We start from the raw sequence: 19,468 nt of genomic DNA on the forward strand, positions 1-19,468 counted from the left end.
AGCCTGTGACGCTCCAAACCGCTCAGCCACAGCGCTGGAATCGCCCCATCCGAGACCATCTTCACGATCATGCAGTGTCATCAGACCAGTTTCACCCTTTCCACCGCCGGACGCGGTCCGCTCAGGCTCACCGCGCGCGTGGCCGAGTGCGTGCGCGACTCGGGCATTCATACCGGACTCTGTCATGTCTTTTGCCAACATACCAGCGCCTCGCTGCTGATCACGGAGAATGCCGACCCCGCGGTGCTGCGCGATCTGGAGGGTCATCTGACGCGTGCGGTCCCGGACGGTGATCCGCGCTATACGCACGACCAGGAAGGCCCCGACGACATGTCCGCGCATATCCGCAGCATCCTGACCGGCTCGGGCCTGACGGTGCCCATCCGCCAGGGGCGCTTGGCGCTCGGCACCTGGCAGGGGCTGTTTCTCTGGGAACACCGTGCCCAGGGTCATGCGCGCACGCTGGTGGTGACCTGCTTTGGCACAGCGGCGTCTTGAGGCTAAGCCATGCCGCAGCCCATCCGCCCCGGTGAGATCGCCGTCGAGGTCCCAGACGCCGGGGATGCCTGCCTGCGCTTCATCGGCCGGCTACGCACCCCCTGGCAGCGCCGCGAGGACTGCCCGCGTCAGGGCGATCGGGCCGGTCCGGAATGCCGCATCGAGGTCTTTGCCCCCTGGGATCAGGCGCTCATGGGGCTTGAGGCGCCCGGTCAGTTGCAGGTGCTGTACTGGCTCGATCAGTCCCGGCGCGATTTGCTGGTGCAGCGACCGAAGTCTGGTGACCGGCTGTTCGGCACCTTCGCCCTGCGCTGGCCGGTGCGGCCGAATCCCATCGGCAGCGCCGTCGTGGCCGTGATCGGCATCGAGGGGGCGGTGCTACGGGTGCGCGGGCTCGATTGCGTCGATGGCACGCCGTTGCTGGATCTGAAGCCGGCACGGATGCCCGGTTGAACAGATCACCCGGCCAACCCAGGTCAGTGAGGGTGTGATGTGCGGGCGTTTTGTCCAATGCACCGATCCGGACAGTCTCGCCGAGCAGTTCGGGCTCGATCGGGTCTGTGCGGTCGATCCGCGCTACAACGTCGCACCCACCCAGCCGGTGTTGGCCGTCCGGGCGGAGCAGACCGGCGCAAGCCGTCGAGAGCTGATTCAGCTGCGCTGGGGCCTGGTGCCCGCCTGGTCGAAGGGGCAGGATCACCGCTACAGCATGATCAACGCCCGTGCCGAGTCGGTCGCCGACAAGCCAGCCTACCGCAACGCCTTTCGGCAGCGCCGGTGTCTGATCCCGGCGGATGGCTTCTATGAATGGCAGACAGGCGCCGACGGCAAACAGCCGTTTCTGATCCGCCGCGCCGATGGCCTGCCCTTCGCCATGGCCGGACTTTGGGAACATTGGCAGGGACCCGAGGGCCGCGTCATCGACTCCTGCACCATCGTTGTGACGGACGCCAATGCGCTGCTGGCGCCCATCCATGACCGCATGCCGGTCATTCTCGATCCCACCGACTATGGCCTCTGGCTCAATCCAGGCATTCAGGACAGGCAACGACTGCAGGCGCTGCTGCAGCCAGTCGATCCCAACGGCTGGATCGCCTATCCGGTGTCGCGGGCAGTGAACAGCCCGGCCAACGACGCTCCGAGCCTGCTCGATCCCTTGTCCTGAGAGGCCGACGATTCCCCGCTCGGATCTCGGGTCGGCATCAGGCAAACCGAGTCGGTATGCGCCTGGACGCCTCGCTCAACACTTGCCCAGCGATCCATCTCCAGTCGGAAGCGCCTAGACTTCGCATCCGTATCTTTTGTCCGCCACACGCGACTTGCCCATGGAATTCTTCGCCACCGTCCGCTGCTCACTGTCCCCTTCCCTGCTGCAGGACCACATCAGCGGTCCTCGACTCGCTGAGGTCTGCGCCTCCATCGACCGGGTCCTCAATTGGAGTGATGACCAGGGGGAGGTCTACTGCCTCTGGGGCCAATTTCTGGTGCGCCGCGAGGTGATCCGCGCCGGGCTGCGCTTCACCCTGCCTCACTGCCCGAATGCCTTGGCCTGGACACTGACCGCGGAGCCCGACGGGGTGCTGATCCACTGCACCATCAATCGCGCCACGCATGAGCCGGATTTCATCGAATCGATCGAGACCTTTGTCCAGGATTGGCGACAAGGCCTGGAGATGCTGGGGCACGGTCATGCCGCCTCAGCCACTCGCGCCTGATGCAGCGTCGCGGCCGCTCAGCTGACAAAGCCCCGCGATCGAGGACTGATACTTGTCGAGCGGGTGAGCGATCGGCATGTCAGCACTGGCGCCTTGCAGCTCCGTTCTCCACTCAAAGGCAGGAATTGTCTAACAAGCGGCCGCTGGATCGCTCCGTCTGAGCAGTCCGCAAGGCATCGCCTGCCGACTTTCACGAGGCTCCGCCATACTCCTCGAGGTAGATCTGCGCCCCATAAACAACGGTTCCGGCATATCTCCCAACGGTCGACACGGCTCTCGCCTATAGCCGCGTCCGGCTTCTGTGAACGGATGCTACGATACGAGACCTTTAGTCTGTATCGAGCCGCCTGGCGCGTTTTGGCCGCCTAGTGGAGCGGGTCGCGCCCGGGAAGCTAGGAGTGTGCGGCGCAGGGCGCGGTGTCTGGAGAAGGGCAGGTTGCGGGCGATGTTGGTCAGGGGCCCGCGCAGCTCCGCGGCCAGGATGCGGGAGCGCAGGATCAGCCCGTCGAGCAGACGCGCGAATTCGCCATCGGGGTCTTCCGGGTGCCTGGCTGCCAGGCCGTGCAGCCAATGGATCAGGCGTTCGCAGAATTTGTGGGTCGCCTCGTGGCCGAAGTACTCCCTGACGGCGGGGGTCGGCTGGTCCCCGGAATCGACGCCCTCTGCCCAGCGATAGATCCGCGCGACAACGCACTCATGGTCGCTACCATACCGGACCGCGAGATCCATCAAAGGGATCAACAGGAAATTGTCTGAGTCGATCAAAGCATCGATGTCGGACCGGCTGAGGATCTCGTCCAGACGCTCCGCGGTTGGACTCGGCAGTGTCCCATCGAGGACCGTGACATACAGGGATTGCCAGTGCTCGGCACGGTGCGGCTCCACGGCAAGTCCGTCCAGCCAGCCATCGATGAGACCGGCAAAGTTGCCGGGCGCGAATCGGCTTGCCTTTTCGGGTCCAGTCAGCGGTGCCAGATTCACCGATCGGTCGCCGCCCCACAGGCAGCCCAGGGTATCCCCGAGCAATCCCGTGTCGCGCAGCAAAAATATATCCTGCTCTGACTCGGGTGAACCGGCATCGAGTCGCGCGAGGCGCTCTTGCAGGGCCGACAGGTCGAGCCGCGCTGCCAGCGCTGGATAACGGCTAAGGGTCCCGCCGAGACCGGTGAAGATGAGATCGGAGACATGAACGTGCCAGGGCCAGGCCAGGTCCCCCGTCGTCTCACGCCCACCCGAATATAGGTCACGGTACGGAAAGGGTGCCCATTGCCGCAACGCATTCGCCAGCCGCTCCGGAATTGCCCCGCGACGGAGCAGGATTCCCGCCGCGCGCCCCGCATGCACCCAGGCGGCCAACAGCTGCCGGCGCGGCTCGACACCGGTCTCCTCCGCCTCGACACCAAACGCACGGTAGGCCAGATCCACCAGGGCCAGAGTCAACTCGATCTCATCCGCAAAGCGTGGTGTCGCGAGGTATCCGATCTGCTCCTGGGCAAGATCCATGGCCTCCGGCAGCGTTCCAGTGGCGGCAAGCAGCAGGTCTATCAGGTGCAGGCGTCCGATGGGATCGGACAGCGCCACAGCGGACTGTCTCAACAGCTCCCTCAGCGGCTCGGTATCGAGGGCGGCGATAAACACGCGCAGGCCCTCCGGCAACGGACACGGGAGCAAAGCGATCCTGCACAGGGATTCGACAAGACCGCGCTCGTCCGGTATAGATCGGACAAGGGCCTCCCAGCACTGCCCCGCAGGCGACTCGCCATCGGCGCCGGCATCGGTGCAACGGATGTACGTGAGCACCGCGGGCAGCGGCGGCGGGAAGCAGTGGTCGAGGGTAACACTCCTCTCACGCCGCAACTCTCGCTGCATTGACTCTTCCAACCCGACGTAATGGGCATCGGCCGATCGGTCCATGATCCGCCTGATCTCGCGCACGCGCAGTGCGGCCGAATCGATCGCGGACAGGTCCCGCTCGACGCCTTGGGCGCCTCTGGGGTCGCCGTCCCACCAGTGTGGATTCGTGTGCAACGCTTTGAGCCGCTCGCCGCGGTCATCCAGCAACAGCTCGCTGAACTGGAAGTGATGGCGTCCGACGAGTCTTCCCGAGCGATCAGCCAGCGCTAACACAGGCACCGGCGTATCTTCACCGGATATCAGCCGCAGACTGAATGGCTCGCCCTGATCATTGTCCTGCAAGATCAACGTCGCGCCGCGCAGTGCCTCCTGGACCGCCGGCCAGAAGTTGCGCGCCCTGAAACGCAGATTGCCGACCTCCAGGTAGTTGACTTGCTCCAGCCCGAGACGCTGCATCAGATCCTGGTCCTTGTGCAGCTCATTCCGCAGCGCCGATGGCAGAATCGGTAGGAAACGCAGGAGCCAGGAACCAACCGACGGCAACAGCTCGTCATCGTCATGCGCGAAGCTACCGAGCAACAGGCTGCGGAAGACCGCCGCAGTTTGCACAGCGCTCGACGGGTCGGCGAGCAGACGAGGCGCCACAACGCGATCGCAGACCCAACCCAGATAATCCGCCGCGATACCCAGCGCGTGCTCTCTCGCGCGTTTCAGCGGCCCCCTGTCCCGGTCAACCACTTTGCGGTCGCGGCGGATGCGCTCCGACATCACCTGAAAGGCACCCAAACAGAATCCGGCCAGATCCGTGCCGACGAGGCTCATGTCCCGCTCCGGATTCGGGTTCGGGCCAATATGTGGGATATCGCCGACGCCCACATAGAGGTTGCCGAGTACCCAATCGGCTCGCTGCTGGCGGCGAGTCAAATTCAGCCGGTCGTCGCTCCAGATGCGGCACAAGACCGTCGCCACCGCCGATTGGGAGGAGATGAAGAAGGGAAGCTCGCCCTCGCCATGGCGGTCGTTGCCGTTCCACTGGAGCGCATCCCCCTGATAGAGGCATGCCGCCCAATATCTTGCCAGTCCTTCCAGCTTCTCCGGGACCACCAGTCGCCCGAATTCCGAATGCGACTGCCGCAGCCAGTGCAGGATCTCGTCCGCGTCGAGCGGTATGAATCTGTAATTGGATGCACGCAGCCGATGCAGCAGATCAAAGCGCTCCGCTCGATCGATCGCACCCTGCTTGCGCAGCAGGTCCAGGACCTCGACGACGCCGATGATCAAGGTCCTACCCGTGCTCGGAAATCCGTTGACGAATCGATCGTCTACCCAAAGCCGGTCGCCGGGCTCACCGGGGTACGACAACAGATCGTCGAGGCCGCTGTGTCGCGGAATGGTCCCGTCCGGCTCCGGCCCGTGGGCTGGAAGCAACCGGTAGAGCCCAGCCTGAAGGCCAGCGGACACTCGGTCGATCAACGCGATGGTCCACTCGGCAAGCTGGAGGCGTAGCCGTTCGTCCTCCTCTTCTCGAGTGTTGCGCTCCCAGTCTCCTGCCGGGACCTGGAGACGGAAACGATGGGACAGCGCCGTCAGCAGGCCCAACTCCGCAAACTGCCTCAACAATATCGTGTCGGTGAGCAGCACCGAGTCGAGCGCCGGCAGCTTGCGTGGACTCCCCAGCTGGGGCTCGGGTGGAAAGGCCGCTAAACCTTGTCGGTGGCGCTCCTGATCGATCAGGCCCTCGGCCAGAAGTCCTTCCAGCAAAGCACGTGGACCAAGGACGACCCCGTCCCAGGGCGAGGGCAGCTCCACCTCCCGCCAGTGCTCGATGTCTGGAGCGTGCAGGGGCAGATAGGTGAGCAGGTGGCCGCCGCTAGATAGAGCCCATTCGAGCCCCCGCGCGAGCAAGCTGCCGACCAACACTGTCAGTGCCTCGTCCGCGGCGACCGCTGCATCGGGCTCTGCCAGTACGATGCCCTTGAAACGGATCAGCTCTGCGATCTGCGCGTGCGCCGCCGAGTCTCGCGGCTGCGGACGCATCAGACGCTCGACGTCGGTCCGAAGGATCTGGTGCCAGTGTCGATGCAGCCAGAGCGGCTCGAACGCCTCCTCCAGCCGATCCAGCAGGTCCAGGCTCTGAGCGGTGACCAAGGCGGTGAGGTCGAGGATCAGACGGGGACGGGGTTCCAGAGCCGGCTTTGGAAATCCGAGCGGCCGCGCGCCGTGCCGGATCAGGATCGGCGGCTGCTTCAACGGATCGGGGGCGCTGCGATTGCGCTGCGGGTTTGCGTGGAACGTCGCAGGCAAGGGACCCAAAACGCCACCCGCCAGCGCGTGCGCCGGTATCTCGCCGTGCCAGAGCTTGTCCACCCATTGGTCCACCGCCTCGCGGCGCTCGCGGACAAACCGCGGCATCTCCGAGATATGCAGCGTCTGCACGGCGCCGTCGCCAGATGCCCCCAGCTCGGCAATCCGCCGGAACCAGGGACCCGTCTCGTCGGGACCGAGACCCAGGCCCTCCCCTAGCGTTGCCGCTTGGAAGACGAATAGTGCATCGCCCTGCTCCAGGGCGACGGCGCGACGCCACAGGGCTATCGCGAGGTCCCGATCGAGCTGGGCGGCGATGCGTGCGCCCTGGAGAAGGAGGTGGCCGTCGGCGGGCTCGATGAATACCAGGCGGCGCAGCGCGTCGAGCATTCCCGGCCGATTGGCCGCTGCCAGTTGGGCATTCAACAGCTCGACCAGGTGCTCCGCCGTCTGGGCCTCATCGAACAGCGCCTGTGCATCGTGAACGGCCTGGGAAGACTCCCCAAGCTCCCGCTGGCACCGCACCCGCAGCAGGGCCAGGTCGTCCGGCAACCGGCCGTCGGGATAAACCTCGCGATGTTCGTCGAGCACGCTGATGCAACGCCGGTATTCGCACCGATTGAAGGTCGCGATCACCAACAGCCGCAGCGAGCCAGGCGTCGGGATCGCCTCCAGGAGCGCATCGGCGTGCTCGGCGACGAAGGTCCAATCGCCGGCCTTCGCGTAGGCGTCGCAGGCCTCCGCGAGCACATCGAGACCCGGATCGGCCGAGAGCAGCGCCGCGGCGGCCGCCTTGTGGCTGCCCGGCATCTGCGCCTCCAGGCTGCGGGCGACATGCAGCCGCATGCGCAGGCGCAGGCGCTCGTCGGCGATGGCGTCGGCGACCGCCTCGGCGTCGCCGAGCCGCCCGGCCGCCGTCAGCGCGAGCACGCGCCACTGTCTTGTAATCTCAGCGTGGCCCAGCCCTTCGACCGTCGGGGTGATGCCTTCCAAGTCGGCCAGTACGGCCTCTGCCTCTCCTTCCTCCAGCTGCAGCTCCAGATAGAGTCCGGTCAGTGGGATGTAGTTCGGGTCCTCGGCTGAGATAGATCCAAGACGTTCCTCGAGCCGGACCTGATCGATATCGAGATCGTAGAATCTGGCCCACAAGAGCGGCCAGGTGTGCAGCGGACCATCCTCACCGATCAGGCGCCTAGCCAGGTAGGTTGCCTCCTCCCGGCGATCACCCGCCGCAAGCAGAGCGAGCAGACGCCAGGTAAGCCAGTGTCTTTGCGCATCGGAGTCCGCCGGCATCGCGTCGGCCACCGTCGCGAAGGTGCGCTCGATCTCGCCGAGACGGGTCGTGGCACCGGCGCGCACCAGGGCACGCGGGAAAGGCATCGGCCACAGCGGCTGCTCGGTGAGGGCCAGGGCTGCTGGTGTGCAGACACGCCAGAAGTCGACCACCGCGGCGGCGCTCAACACGGCAACCCACTTCGGCGCAAGGGCGCGAGCCGCGTCGATGGCCTCGATCGCATCGGGGAGCCGCTTCAGCTGGAGCTGGGCCAGTGCACGCAGTCGCCAGGTCTCTGCGGTGTTGCCGGCAGTGTCCCTGGCGTCCGCAGGGATCGCGGCATCGGAAGCACTCCCCTCGGGAGACGCGATTAGCGTGGCCAGGATGCCGAGAGCCGCCTCGGCATCTCCGTCCTCGATCAGGATGGCGGCCTCGAGGTGCTGGGCCTGGGGCGAGCGGGGCACCTCCAGCAGCTCGAGTGCCGCCTTCGTGTCGCGGCGGCGCAGCGCCAAGTGTGCGGCCAGGACTTGGCCATCTCCGTCCGGGTCTTCAGCGGCGGCCCGCTCGGCGAGCGCCTCAGCCGCGGTCTGATCGTGGCCGAAATCCAGTCGGTACAGGGCGGCGGTGCGTAGCAGCCGTCCGCGCAGGCTCGGGGCGAGGTGCGCCCAAGCCCGGTGTGCCACTAGCGCATCCAGCTCTGCGATTGCATCGGCCCTGTCACCGCTCAGATAGCGTTCGCGAATGCGCGCGAGGTCCTTGGCGATCTGTTCCGACACCGCATCGACCAAGTCCACATCCGGCAAGGGTGTCGCATTCGCCGCGGCAGTCATCAAGGGACCTGTCGCCCCCGTGGCACCAATGGGCACGGTGAGCACCAACAGACCCTTCTCTCGGGCGGCTTCGAGCAGCGTCTCCAGACCCGACACCGGGTCGAGCAAGTGGTCGGCCACTGCGGCAAGCTTGGAGAGGTCGAGCCCTGTTCCGGCACCTTCTTGACGCCGATCCTCTTCGTCCAGCTCGGCGAGCTTGGCTCGACACTCCTCGATCTGCTCGCGCAGCTCGAACCGTTGCACCGGGCTGGACACAACCGGCTCCTCAGCCAACAAGTGATCTAGCTTGCGCTGCCAGCGCTGGCGTGCCTGCTGCGTCACGGATCAAACCCCAGCTCGCGCAGCTTGGCGCGGCACTCGTCGATCTGATGGCGAAGCTCGAATTGCTGGCCCGGGCTCGAGACGACTGCCTCCCGTTCCATCAGGAAGTCCAACCTCTCCCGCCATCGGGCAATGGCAGTCGAGTGGGGGACGACTGCCTCTGGCCTGCCCGCCGGGGTTCTGACTGCAACGTCTTTCGCTAGACTGATCGCCTGACGGTGATCATCGGCAACAGGGGGCGGTGCACCGGCGGGAATGGGTCCGTTTTTCAGCAGATCGATCGTCCAGGCGGCGGCGATCTCGCAGGCATAGGGGCGCCAGGACTTGACCTCGTTACTGTCCTTGTCGGCGTCGGCGAGATCGGAGACGCCGCGGATCATGAAAAAGCCGGGCCGGCGGGCGGACTGGGCGACGGCGTTGGCGACACCGCCGGCCTCCATCTCGACGCCGATCAGCTTGACCCAGACCTCCCGTAGCTGGTCGGCCAGGACGTCATCGGCGACCACCTTGTTGCCGGTGCAGACGGGGCCGATGTGCACCCGCGGCCGGCCCGGCTCCGGGCGCGTGGCGGCGGTGTCCGCAAGGTCGCCAACGGTGTGATTCTGCGCGGCGATCAGCAGACGCTGGTCTACCTGATGCACCTGCCAGCGTATGGATGGGCCGTCCGGGGTGACCTTGGCCAGCTCGTAGTCCACCACCTGGTCCGACAGCAGGACATCGCCGAGCGCCACCGCGTTCTTCGCCATGCCGCCGACGATGCCGATCAGCAGTACATAGCGCGGATGGAAGCGGCGGATGGCATCGGCGGTGGCGCCAGCGGCCTGGGTATGGCCCATCCCGGCCAGTGGCAGCACCACGGCGGTGTAGGTGACCGGGCGCCCGTCCGCGAGCTGCGCCGGGATCTGCGCCGCGTAGTAGACCCGGATGTCGTCCTCGCTCGGCGGCAGCTTGCGGTGACCCGGCAGGCGTGCAAGCAGGGCGTCGCGCTCCTCGGACAGCGGGGCGACGAGCAGGAAGTCGGTCGGGGACTCGGGGGGTGGAGCAGCGGTGATTCGGTGCTCAGACGAATCTACGGGTGTCATGTGCAGATCCTCTTGGACGTTTCGAGTTAGCGCAGACCCGGCCCGCCCCGGTCCTCCCGCGGGCGGGTCGGGTCCGGGGTCAGTCTGGCGGCACCGGGGGCCTCAAGCTCGGCCTTGCGGCCTAGGAATTGGGGGGCGCCGACCGAGGTCGTCGCTGGGCGTCGGCTCAATACCCAGACGTTCGGGGTTGGGTCCGATGGGTTCGCGCGTCGGTATGTCCATGCCTGAAAATGGTTTTGGATCTCTTGGTGGGACTTATTATGGCGATTTTACAGGCAGAGTCAGTGTAGCGCGGTTCCGCCGGAGAGGTTGGCTTAGCGATACGGGAACAATCCAATCTCGGGGTATTCGGGTCGACGCACTTGGTCCTGGGTCACGTCGTTATCCTAGGGGCCGGGCATATCCCCAGGACCATTAGCATATTGGCGTCGAATGACCACTCGCTGCGTAAGATCTTGTCCCGTCAATCCAGGCCCAGGGTTCGGTCGAAGATCACCAGGGCATCCTCGTCGGCATTGCAACGTTTCGTGGTTGCGATGGTCTACTAGACTCTAGCTCATCGCCAAGTCATGCCCGAGCGTCCTCTGTCGGCGTCTAACCTTCCCTCCGCCGCAGCCACTTGAGCGGCAGCTAATTGGACTCGGCGGGAAACGTGTACTTCCAGGCCAAATGGCGGGATTGGACTGATAACCGGACCTGTTGACCACCGCCCAGCAGTTGGACATGACCGCATCAGAATCATGCCCAGCCCGCGTTCAATCTGATCGCCAAATCTGCTCAATCTCAGAGATCGCCAGGCTGAAGCCAGCACCCGGCACCCAGACTCTGATGCAGCGTCTCGGACGTCGGGACCTCGGGCAGTGCGATCAGATGCGCCGGACAGCGGCAGTCGCTCGCCCCGAAACGCAGCAGTGGCCAGTTTGCTGCGGGCAGCGCGCCCAAGGTCAACGCCCAGCGATGCTCAAGCCGCTCGGTTCCATAGGCGACCCAGAAGCCCAGCAGATCGCAGTGGGGGCGCAGGTCGTCCAGATGCCAATGGGGCCGCGCGGCGATCCGGGCATGATGCCGGCAACGCGCCGCGATACCGCCGGGGCCGAGGGCGCTGCCGACATAGACGAGGACCCCGCCCGCGAGGGTTAGGGCACCCAGACGCCCGATCTGGACGGTCTTGGGCTGCCGGGGCGCGAGCAGGACGGCATAGGTGCCGGTCCGGCTGTTGCGTTCCGTCGGCGCATCGGTTCGGCTTTTCACCACGCCTCACTCCGACCAAGTGGCGCACATGCGCCATACTGTGGCTATACCCCTTCTTCGACAACGGGCCGCGCCTCGGGGTACCCGGCGCGGCGGCCCAACGGCTGCAGGCAGGTGCCATGCGTATGGACATGTCCACCATTCGCCGTCAGGCCTTCGCCATGCCCTTTGGCAATCCGGCTTACCCACCCGGTCCGTATCGCTTTGTCGACCGCGAGTATTTCATCCTGACCTATCGCACGGATGCGGACAAATTGCGCGCGGTGGTACCGGAGCCGCTGGAACTGGCGGAGCCGCTGGTGCACTACGAGTTCATTCGCATGCCGGACTCCACCGGCTTTGGCGACTACACCGAGAGCGGCCAGGTGATTGCCGTGCAGTTCAATGATCAGCCCGGCAACTACACCCACGCCATGTACCTGGGAATGGCCATGCGGCCATTGCCGGCGGACGCGAGCTCTGGGGGGGGCTTTCCGAAGAAGCTCGCCACGCCGCGCCTTGCGGTGCATACCGACACCCTGGTCGGCACCATGGACTATGAGCGCTCGATCCCGGGGAGGTTCAGCGCAGTCTCGGCGAGACGCCCAATTTCCTGCTCAAGATCATCCCCCATGTCGACGGCACGGCGCGCATCTGCGAGTTGGTGCGCTATGCTCTCACCGATGTCAGGGTCAAAGGTGCCTGGAGCGGGCCTGGGGCACTGGCCCTGTTTCCCCATGCACTGGCGCCCGTGGCCGAGTTGCCCGTCCTGGAGATGGTCGCGGCCAGGCATCTGATCGCGGATCTGACCCTGAGCCTGGGTGAAGTGGTCTTCGACTATCTCCGTCAGGCCTGAGTCCGGCGGCAGGGATCGCCACCACCACCGCGGTCTGCCCGGCAAGCCCCATTTCGCACCTTTGGAGTTCACGTGATCATGAAGAGACAGACCGGACGCTGGTCGCTGGCCGCAGCGATGACCGCACTCGCCATCGCGCCGATCACGGCGCAGGCGCTCGGCCCGATGGGCGTGGCCAACCCGGCCTCGGTGCACTGCATCGAGCAGGGTGGCACACTCGACATCCGCACGCGCCCCGACGGGGGCGAGTACGGCGTCTGTGTCTTCGAGGACAACCGCCAGTGCGAGGAGTGGGCGCTGCTGCGCGGCCAGTGCCCCAATGGCGGACTCAAGATCACCGGCTACGACGACGCGGCCCAGATCTACTGCGCCATCACCGGCGGGCAGGTGGAGATGGCGACGCAGACCTGCCGCAGTCCGGAGGGTGTGTCCTGCCCGCTGGAGGCCTATTTCAGCGGGCGCTGCCCGGCACCGAGCATGCCTTAGCGCAACCGCCTAACGCTGCTCAGATCTCAGCCATGCGATACACGTCGAAGCCTTTTTAGCCGATCGCCGCCCTATCGGCAGCCCAGCAGCCAGGCAACGCGCCCCAGCAGCCGGGCGCAGCGCTACAATCGCCCGATGCCGCCCCCGCCCTCCGCTGCCTCCCCCGACCATCCGCACGAACGCCTCGCCGGCAGCATCGAGCGCGTCACCTTCCATAGCGAGCAGTCCGGCTTCTGCGTGCTGCGGGTGAAGGTCCGTGGTCAGCGCGATCTGGTCACCGTCGTCGGCACGGCCGCCTCGGTCAGCCCCGGCGAGTGCATCGAGACGCAGGGCCAGTGGGTCAACGACCGCCAGCATGGGTTGCAGTTTCGCGCCGATCAGTTGCAGATCGTCCCGCCCGCGACCCTGGAGGGCATCGAGAAGTATCTGGGCTCCGGCATGGTCAAGGGCATCGGCCCGCACTTCGCCCGGACCCTCGTGCAGGCCTTTGGTGAAGCGGTCTTCGACGTCATCGAGACCACCCCTGACCGGCTGGAGGAACTGCCCGGCATCGGCCGCACGCGCCGCGCGCGTATCAGCGCCGCCTGGGCCGAGCAGAAGGTCATCCGCGAGATCATGGTCTTTCTGCAGTCCCACGGCGTCGGCACTGCACGTGCGGTGCGCATCTACAAGACCTATGGCGAGGCAGCCATCCTCACCGTCAGCGAGAACCCCTACCGGCTCGCGCTCGACATCTGGGGCATCGGCTTCAAGACCGCCGATACCATCGCCCAGAATCTCGGCATCCCGCGTGACTCGCTGTTGCGCGCCCGCGCCGGCGTGCGTCATGCCCTGCAGGTCCACGCCGAGCAGGGCCATTGCGCGGCAGCGCCCGAGCAGCTGCTGGGCATGGCGACCAAGCTGCTGGACATCCCGCCGCCCATCATCGAGCAGGGTATCGTCGATGAAGAACACGAGGAGAATCTCGTCCGCGAGGAGGCGCTGATCTACCTGACACCGCTGCAGCGGGCCGAGCAGAGTTGTGCGGTCCATCTCAGGCGGCTGCTGCGCGGTCCCCTGCCCTGGGGCCGGATCGCTGTGGCGCGTGCCCTGCCCTGGGTCGAGGCACAGACCGGCCTGACGCTGGCCCCCTCCCAGCGCGCGGCGATCGCCACCCTGCTCGAGAGCAAGGTCGCCGTGCTCACGGGTGGTCCCGGCGTGGGCAAGACCACGCTGGTCAACAGCCTGCTGCGCATCCTGCGGGCCAAGGGGGTCTCGGTCCTGCTGGCCGCACCGACCGGACGCGCGGCCAAGCGTCTGAGCGAGACCACGGGATGCGAGGCCAAGACCATCCATCGGCTGCTGGAGTTCGACCCGAGCGCCTACCGCTTCAAGCGCGATGCCGACACGCCACTCGACGCGGAGCTGCTGGTCCTGGACGAGGCCTCCATGCTGGACACCGTGCTGATGAATCAGCTCCTGCGCGCCCTGCCCGATGCCGCCGCGCTGCTGATCGTCGGCGATGTGGATCAGCTGCCCTCGGTTGGCCCTGGCGCGGTGCTCGCAGATCTGATCGCCTCAGGTGTGGTACCGACGGTACGACTGACGGAGATCTTTCGCCAGGCGCTGTCCTCGCAGATCATCGTCAATGCCCATCGCATCAACCGCGGGGAGGTGCCAAGGGCGCCGGCCAAGGGCGAGACGAGTGATTTCTATCTGATCGAGGCGGCCGATGCCGAGGACCTGGCGGCGAAGCTCACTGCCGCGGTGACGCAGCGCATCCCGCTGCGGTTTGGCTTTGATCCGGTCGAGGACATCCAGGTACTGACCCCCATGAACCGCGGCGCGCTCGGGGTGCAGGCGATCAACCTGGAGCTTCAGCAGCGGCTCAATCCCAGCGCGCAGCCGCGCGTGCAGCGCTTCGGGACCACCTATGCCCCCGGCGACAAGGTGCTGCAGCGGGTGAACAATTACGACAAGGAGGTCTTCAACGGCGACATCGGGCGCATCCGCACCATCGACCCGGAGCAGAGCCTGGTCAGGGTCGATGTCGATGGGCGCCTGGTCGAGTATGACTTCAGCGAACTCGATGAGCTGTCCTTGGCCTATGCCGCAAGCATCCACAAGGCCCAGGGCTCGGAGTATCCGGTGGTCGTGATTCCGCTGGCGATGCAGCATTATCAGCTGCTGGAGCGCAATCTGCTCTACACCGGCGTCACCCGCGGCAAACAGCTGGTGGTGCTCATCGCCGAGCCCAAGGCGCTGCGCATCGCCGTCGGCCGCCAGCAGGCGAAGCAGCGCATCACGCGGCTGGCGGAGCGGTTGCGGGAGGGCTGGTCGAGCGAAGCATGCGCCCCTGGATGACTCCAGGATGCCAGGTCGGCGCCGGAGTATCCCCACCACGGCATCAGGACGTCGGCACCTATCCGCAATACGCTCCCTCCCTGAGCGCTTGCACTTTCCACAGCGGCTGTGGATAACCCTGTGCGCAGGCCCGGTGCCGATCACCTAACCCGCGGGCGGTTCGACCTGCACGGCCGGATTGGTCAGACTTTGACCAGCTACAGCGTTTGTGGGACCCGTCTGAGCGGCCAACGCACTGACTCTTTTGCCATGCGATCACGGAGGGAAGCGCAAGCGAGAAAAATGCCGCCCCGCATGCAACGCTGCCCGCTCGATCTCGGCAGCGGACTCGATCCAGCCTTTGTCCTCCAGAAACAGCAGCCAGGCGCGCGTGCTGATCTTGCGGCACTTAGGCGGCAGAAGGAAGCTTGCACGGGCTATCTTGTGATCTTCAAACAGGAACAGCCCCGTGGCGTCCGGCGTCGTCAGTGCCATCTCATTCATGGCTTCCTGTATGGCGATTTCGCCCAAATGTGCCTTCCGCACCGGCTCATCACCCGCGGCCAGGCGATCACAATAGGCAGAATAGGTTCGCGTGGCGCGGCAGGCGATCGCATTGGTCTCCACCCAGCTCATGATCCGAGCGCTCGTGGGCGTCTGGTGGCGCGTCACCTCATGCAGCACCATGTCGACCAGTTGCACCGGCCAACCGGGTCGCAATAGGAGATCCAAGGCTTGCGCATACGCCAGGGTAATCAGTGGGCCGGCGTCGGGGATGACAACCGGCGTCTCCCTGCCCTGCAACACCACTCAGGAGACAAGCGCGTTTAGCTCATCCACCATGGCCCGCGTGGTTGCCTCAGGCAGCCGCGGCATGGGCAGATGTGCTTGGGCCATCAGCAGAAACAGGTCTTCTTCGCTGTCGATCCCAAGCGCCGCCATGGTCGCGCGATCATCGCGACGCCCCAGAGAAAACTCCAACAGCGTTCGATAATTGGCGTTTCCGCAGGCCTCCGCCGACTCGAAGGTCTCCACCAGATAGCGCAGCTCGGCGTTGAACAGGGCATTGACGGAGGTATCCGCCTTCGCCGCGATCACCTTGGCCCGCTTGAGCAAGTCGCGATCGACCGCACCAGTAAAGTTGACTGTCGCCATGGAACAGCGTCCTCAACACAGGGTTCCGTGTTGCACTTCATCATGGGCCGAAGCACACCGTCAAGTGACGGTCCCTGGGGACGACGTGTAAGGTTCGTTCTCCAAACTCTGAACCAATGTCACCACGTGCTCAAGGCAACCCCGCAGCACCGCCTCCCAAACCGCCGCATCGGCCTCGCGCGCGAGCGCATTGGCACCGAAGCCCGCAACGGCGCGCTCGCCTGTGTTGTGTATCGAGCCGGCGCCAGTGGGACTGTCGCTGACGAGGATCGCAGTGTCAGCAAACCGGGAAACGGCAATGGCAAGAAACGATCGCTCAGCCAAGGGGATCGCGTGCGCTGGACTGCGTTTCAGTGTCCTGTGCATCAAGCCGGTCAAGCACCGCCAAAGCCGTTTCTACGCTGCCGGTGGCGGCCAATGCACGGAAGTGATTTTCGGTGTCCCAAGCGGCCAACGCCTGCGCGCTGAGCTCCTCGACGAGCCTGTTCGTGCTCATACCGCGGCTTTTCGCAAGCGCATTCAAGCGCTGCGCTGTTGCATCGGGCAATCGAATCGTCAATGTCGTCATGGCCAAATCTCCAAGCACTGCGCAGGGCTGATGACCCGCAGCGATCCAAGACGCAGCTCGCCGCCGGCAAGGTCCCGTACATTGTGCGTCACGATCGCCGCTGCCTGTCCAGCCAAAGCGAGCTCGATCAAATGATTGTCCGCTTCATCTGGCAAATTTGGTCGCCAACTGAAGTAGACCGCCACCCAGCGTCCACGCTTCGCCAATGCTGCCAATCGATGCTGCCGTAAAGCCGATCAAGGCAACCCCAGCAGCACCTCCTCCCACACCGCCTCCTCGGCCTCGCGCGCCGCGGCATTGGCATCGAGCCCGTCGGTGCGCGCCTCCGTGCGCTCAGCCGCATCGGCGCGCCCGCCGGTGTTGAGTGTCGAGCCAGTACCGGTGAGGCTGTCGATGTCCATATCATCGGGTGAGGGAAACTGCCCGGCCTGGGTCAGTAAGGCGATCCACTCCGACAGATCGATCTGCGACCAGTCCAGGCGCTCCAGCTCCTGCAGCGACAGCCCGCGGCAGTCCGGCTGCTTCGCCTCGCCCCAGCTGCGCCCGAGCTGCGGGTAGGCCTGCTCGTTGATGATGCGCGCGAGCGGGCTGTTGTAGCAGCAGAACGCCTTCTGCTTCTGGATGCAGATGCCGACCACCTCGCTGTCGCAGTAGCTGCCGACGTAATGGCAGCTGCGCAGCTCGCGCTTGGCGCCGAGCTCGAATTCCTCCTCCTCGCAGGTCCAGATGATCTGAATCAGGATCATCGCGACGCTGTAGATCATATAGGCGGTCATGGCCCAGGCGAGCGTGGTGCCGATCAAGCCGCCGAGCTGGAGGTTGCCCGCCTGCAGGGTGCCGTTGACCACGGCCTGCCCGCCGCCTTCGACGGCGAACAGCGCATTCGCCGCCGCATCGCCGAAGACATTCGCCGTCCACTGCGCGCTCTGGCGCATCAGGGCCTGTTTCGCCGCCTCCAGCGACAGCTCGGCCGCCGCATCGCTCACTGCCGCGGCGGTGTTGCCCATGAGCGTATTCGCCGCCGAGGTGAAGGCCTCGGTCACCACCTCCCAGCTGTCCACCAGCGGATCGCGCAAGAGCTCCCAGCCGCCGCGGATGGCACTGCCGGTATCGAGCGCCATGATGGCCGAGTCGATCTTGCTGACGGCGAGGATGAGCTGGATATAGTCCGTGAGCGAGATCCCATCCGGCGTCTCGCAGCAGTCGACGATGCCGCCCACGGCCTGCTTGCACGCCTGCGCCTCACCGGCAAAGACCTGGCACTGGTTGACCGCGACACAGTTCGCGTCGCTCACCACGAACTGCGCCGCTTGCAGCGCGGCGGCCGCCTCGGCGAAATCATCCGACTGCTCGAAGCCAAGATCCAGACAATCATTGCCGACACAGCGCACCGGACCCGCACAGTCCATGTCGCTGTCGCGGATGAAGTCGGGCACGGTGGTGGAGACACCGCAGTCGTAGCGGTGCTCGGTGACATAGCAGAAGCCATTGGCATCGCGCGCCCCGTCGACGCAGGTCGCGCCCAGGTAGCCGCAGGTGGGGTCCTCTTCGAGCGGCCCGCAGTCGTTGGCGATATCGCCGGGGTTGTCGGGACACTGCAGCTGACCTTGCGGATCGGTCCAGCAGTCCATGGGGCCGCTGTGAACGCCGCCACAGTCGGCGACGACCTGGATCTCGCGGCAAAAGGGGCTGAGCCAGGGCACCGGAGAGTCCACGAAGTCCTCGGGGCAGACGAGCACGCCGACATCTTCGTAGCAGCCATCCTGGTTCAACGGCGGCACGCCGAGACAGGTGGTGCCACCATCGCAGAGCGCGTTGTCACGCACCGATGCGGCCAGGTTGATGCAGGCCTCGCTCGCGTCCCAGCCGTGGTCGTTCAGCGGCAACGGCGTGAAGTCGACGCGCACCGAGACGCTGTAGGGGGCCTGGGCGACGTACCAGTTGCCGCTGTCGGTCTCGAATTTGTAGTTGTTGGCGGCGCTGAACTGCGCCCCCTGTTGCATCAGCGCCGTGGTGTCGAGATTGATCACGCTCGGGCGGTTGACCCCATCGAAGTTGCCCGTGCTGCTGTCGGCATAGCTGTAGCCGGGAAAGCTGATCGACCAGGCCTGATAGAGCTGATCGACCTTGCAATCCCAGGTGCAGCCGGTGTCGAACTCGGTCGCGCGTGGACTCACCGAGACCTGGATGCGCTCGATGCGTGCGCTGTCGTTGACGACGAAGCCGAAGGTCTGACCGGGCAGATAGGCGCAGGACGGGCAGGAGCCGACATGGGCGGCGCCGGGGAAGTCGAAGCGCACCTCCAGGCAGCCGCGTCCGCAGTTGCTCACCACCGCCCCGCCCGTGGCGGTGACGATGTGATCGGCCGGCGGCAGGTCGTAGTTGTGATAGATGACGCACTGCCCGCCCTGCTGCACCTCCTGACAGGTCTCGATCTCCGGCAGATGGACGTCGCGGGTGTCGGTCCGGAAGTCAGTGGTGACCTCACAGTCGGCGAAGCTGTCGGCCAGCGTGGCCATGTCGGCGATGACCGCATCGGTGAGCGACCAGACCGGATCCTGGGTCAGGTCCGTGCCGGAGGCGCCGACCGCGCCATAGAGGGTCTGGAAGGCCGCAGCCTGGCCCGCATCGCCGGCCAGCAGGCTCGACTGCGTTGCCCTGCCCTGCGCGCCCAGACCGTATTCCTGGCCATAGAGGGCGCTGAAGTCCTCCGCGCTGGCGCCGGAGGCGCCGGGGAACAGTTCCTCGGTGCTGAGCGATCCCCCCTCAAGAGACCCCTCCAGAAACAGGGTGTCGCCCGCAAACCCCGGCAGCACGAAGGCCTCCGCCGCGGCTTGGCCCACGGCCTGTCCCTCGCGACCGACCTCGGAGAGGGCATCGCCCCAGACCAGCGCCCAGGGCGTCCAGGCCAGGGTGACGCAGAGCAGCGTCGCGACGGCGCGGGTGGCCGCGGAGCGCGTCTGTGAGGGCATGG

The 19,468-nt window shown here is 65.8% G+C and carries 16 protein-coding genes and 1 pseudogene; 8 read left to right on the forward strand and 9 right to left on the reverse strand.

All coding sequences use genetic code 11. The features are described 5' to 3' along the window. Window positions 1-69 precede the first annotated feature (69 nt). From F2Q65_RS01340 to F2Q65_RS01355, 4 genes are all read left to right on the forward strand, one after another. A complete protein-coding gene (locus F2Q65_RS01340; RefSeq protein WP_150089602.1) occupies window positions 70-498 on the forward strand; it encodes a secondary thiamine-phosphate synthase enzyme YjbQ in 429 nt (142 codons plus the stop codon). 9 nt (window positions 499-507) lie between these two features. Then, entirely contained in the window at window positions 508-951 is a 444-nt protein-coding gene (tsaA, locus tag F2Q65_RS01345; RefSeq protein ID WP_150089604.1) for a tRNA (N6-threonylcarbamoyladenosine(37)-N6)-methyltransferase TrmO, read from the forward strand. Between the two features lie 37 nt (window positions 952-988). Further along, window positions 989-1,663 (forward strand): SOS response-associated peptidase, encoded by a 675-nt coding sequence (locus F2Q65_RS01350; RefSeq protein ID WP_150089606.1) that lies wholly within the window; start codon window positions 989-991, stop codon window positions 1,661-1,663. Between the two features lie 160 nt (window positions 1,664-1,823). Then, window positions 1,824-2,213, forward strand: coding sequence for a hypothetical protein (locus F2Q65_RS01355; RefSeq protein ID WP_150089608.1), 390 nt, complete (start codon window positions 1,824-1,826; stop codon window positions 2,211-2,213). 312 nt (window positions 2,214-2,525) lie between these two features. Here F2Q65_RS01355 and F2Q65_RS01360 read toward each other — a convergent pair whose 3' ends face one another. The 3 genes from F2Q65_RS01360 to F2Q65_RS01370 all read right to left on the reverse strand — a co-directional run bounded on the left by F2Q65_RS01360 (window position 2,526) and on the right by F2Q65_RS01370 (window position 11,128). Beyond that, the gene (locus tag F2Q65_RS01360) at window positions 2,526-8,729 is read right to left on the reverse strand and encodes an HTH domain-containing protein (protein ID WP_150089610.1); all 6,204 of its coding nucleotides are present in this window, start codon (window positions 8,727-8,729) and stop codon (window positions 2,526-2,528) included. Between the two features lie 62 nt (window positions 8,730-8,791). Then, entirely contained in the window at window positions 8,792-9,877 is a 1,086-nt protein-coding gene (locus F2Q65_RS01365) for a 5'-methylthioadenosine/S-adenosylhomocysteine nucleosidase family protein (protein ID WP_150089612.1), read from the reverse strand. A 783-nt stretch (window positions 9,878-10,660) separates the two neighbouring features. Further along, complete coding sequence (locus tag F2Q65_RS01370) at window positions 10,661-11,128, reverse strand: GIY-YIG nuclease family protein (protein WP_246155836.1); 468 nt, start codon at window positions 11,126-11,128, stop codon at window positions 10,661-10,663. Between the two features lie 131 nt (window positions 11,129-11,259). On the opposite strand from F2Q65_RS01370, the pseudogene F2Q65_RS20355 reads away from it, so the two are divergent. From F2Q65_RS20355 to recD2, 4 genes and pseudogenes are all read left to right on the forward strand, one after another. Further along, window positions 11,260-11,661 (forward strand): annotated as a pseudogene (locus tag F2Q65_RS20355) (acetoacetate decarboxylase); the annotation flags it as partial. A gap of 71 nt (window positions 11,662-11,732) precedes the next feature. After that, a complete protein-coding gene (locus F2Q65_RS20360; protein WP_425473410.1) occupies window positions 11,733-11,963 on the forward strand; it encodes an acetoacetate decarboxylase family protein in 231 nt (76 codons plus the stop codon). Window positions 11,964-12,041: 78 nt separating this feature from the next. Further along, window positions 12,042-12,449: a putative hemolysin gene (locus tag F2Q65_RS01380; protein WP_150089614.1), complete on the forward strand. Its 408-nt coding sequence runs from the start codon at window positions 12,042-12,044 to the stop codon at window positions 12,447-12,449. 135 nt (window positions 12,450-12,584) lie between these two features. Further along, complete coding sequence (gene recD2, locus F2Q65_RS01385; RefSeq protein WP_150089615.1) at window positions 12,585-14,792, forward strand: SF1B family DNA helicase RecD2; 2,208 nt, start codon at window positions 12,585-12,587, stop codon at window positions 14,790-14,792. Window positions 14,793-15,047: 255 nt separating this feature from the next. Here the strand turns inward: recD2 and F2Q65_RS01390 are convergent, their stop codons facing one another. From F2Q65_RS01390 to traN, 6 genes are all read right to left on the reverse strand, one after another. Then, on the reverse strand, window positions 15,048-15,473 hold the full coding sequence (locus F2Q65_RS01390; protein ID WP_150089617.1) for a hypothetical protein: 426 nt from the start codon (window positions 15,471-15,473) through the stop codon (window positions 15,048-15,050). A 108-nt stretch (window positions 15,474-15,581) separates the two neighbouring features. Further along, entirely contained in the window at window positions 15,582-15,926 is a 345-nt protein-coding gene (locus F2Q65_RS01395) for a hypothetical protein (RefSeq protein WP_150089619.1), read from the reverse strand. A 60-nt stretch (window positions 15,927-15,986) separates the two neighbouring features. Beyond that, window positions 15,987-16,250: a hypothetical protein gene (locus tag F2Q65_RS01400; RefSeq protein WP_150089621.1), complete on the reverse strand. Its 264-nt coding sequence runs from the start codon at window positions 16,248-16,250 to the stop codon at window positions 15,987-15,989. Further along, window positions 16,243-16,494 (reverse strand): ribbon-helix-helix domain-containing protein, encoded by a 252-nt coding sequence (locus F2Q65_RS01405; RefSeq protein ID WP_150089623.1) that lies wholly within the window; start codon window positions 16,492-16,494, stop codon window positions 16,243-16,245. Before F2Q65_RS01405 ends, F2Q65_RS01400 begins: the two co-directional genes overlap by 8 nt. Beyond that, window positions 16,491-16,709, reverse strand: coding sequence for a PIN domain-containing protein (locus F2Q65_RS01410; RefSeq protein ID WP_150089625.1), 219 nt, complete (start codon window positions 16,707-16,709; stop codon window positions 16,491-16,493). The genes F2Q65_RS01405 and F2Q65_RS01410 overlap by 4 nt, the downstream gene beginning before the upstream one ends. Window positions 16,710-16,730: 21 nt before the next feature. After that, a complete protein-coding gene (traN, locus tag F2Q65_RS01415) occupies window positions 16,731-19,466 on the reverse strand; it encodes a conjugal transfer mating pair stabilization protein TraN (protein WP_170265435.1) in 2,736 nt (911 codons plus the stop codon). Window positions 19,467-19,468: the final 2 nt, after the last annotated feature.

The sequence above is a fragment of the Thiohalocapsa marina genome (genome assembly GCF_008632335.1).
GTDB classification, from domain to species: Bacteria; Pseudomonadota; Gammaproteobacteria; order Chromatiales; family Chromatiaceae; genus Thiohalocapsa; species Thiohalocapsa marina.

Excerpts from the sequence above, each read along its gene's own strand:
- F2Q65_RS01340 (WP_150089602.1), top strand. The coding sequence starts at position 70 with ATGCAGTGTCATCAGACCAGTTTCACCCTTTCCACCGCCGGACGCGGT.
- tsaA (WP_150089604.1), top strand. The coding sequence starts at position 508 with ATGCCGCAGCCCATCCGCCCCGGTGAGATCGCCGTCGAGGTCCCAGAC.
- F2Q65_RS01350 (WP_150089606.1), top strand. The coding sequence starts at position 989 with ATGTGCGGGCGTTTTGTCCAATGCACCGATCCGGACAGTCTCGCCGAG.
- F2Q65_RS01355 (WP_150089608.1), top strand. The coding sequence starts at position 1,824 with ATGGAATTCTTCGCCACCGTCCGCTGCTCACTGTCCCCTTCCCTGCTG.
- F2Q65_RS01365 (WP_150089612.1), bottom strand. The coding sequence starts at position 9,877 with ATGACACCCGTAGATTCGTCTGAGCACCGAATCACCGCTGCTCCACCC.
- F2Q65_RS01380 (WP_150089614.1), top strand. The coding sequence starts at position 12,042 with ATGAAGAGACAGACCGGACGCTGGTCGCTGGCCGCAGCGATGACCGCA.
- recD2 (WP_150089615.1), top strand. The coding sequence starts at position 12,585 with ATGCCGCCCCCGCCCTCCGCTGCCTCCCCCGACCATCCGCACGAACGC.
- F2Q65_RS01395 (WP_150089619.1), bottom strand. The coding sequence starts at position 15,926 with ATGGCGACAGTCAACTTTACTGGTGCGGTCGATCGCGACTTGCTCAAG.
- F2Q65_RS01405 (WP_150089623.1), bottom strand. The coding sequence starts at position 16,494 with ATGACGACATTGACGATTCGATTGCCCGATGCAACAGCGCAGCGCTTG.
- traN (WP_170265435.1), bottom strand. The coding sequence starts at position 19,466 with ATGCCCTCACAGACGCGCTCCGCGGCCACCCGCGCCGTCGCGACGCTG.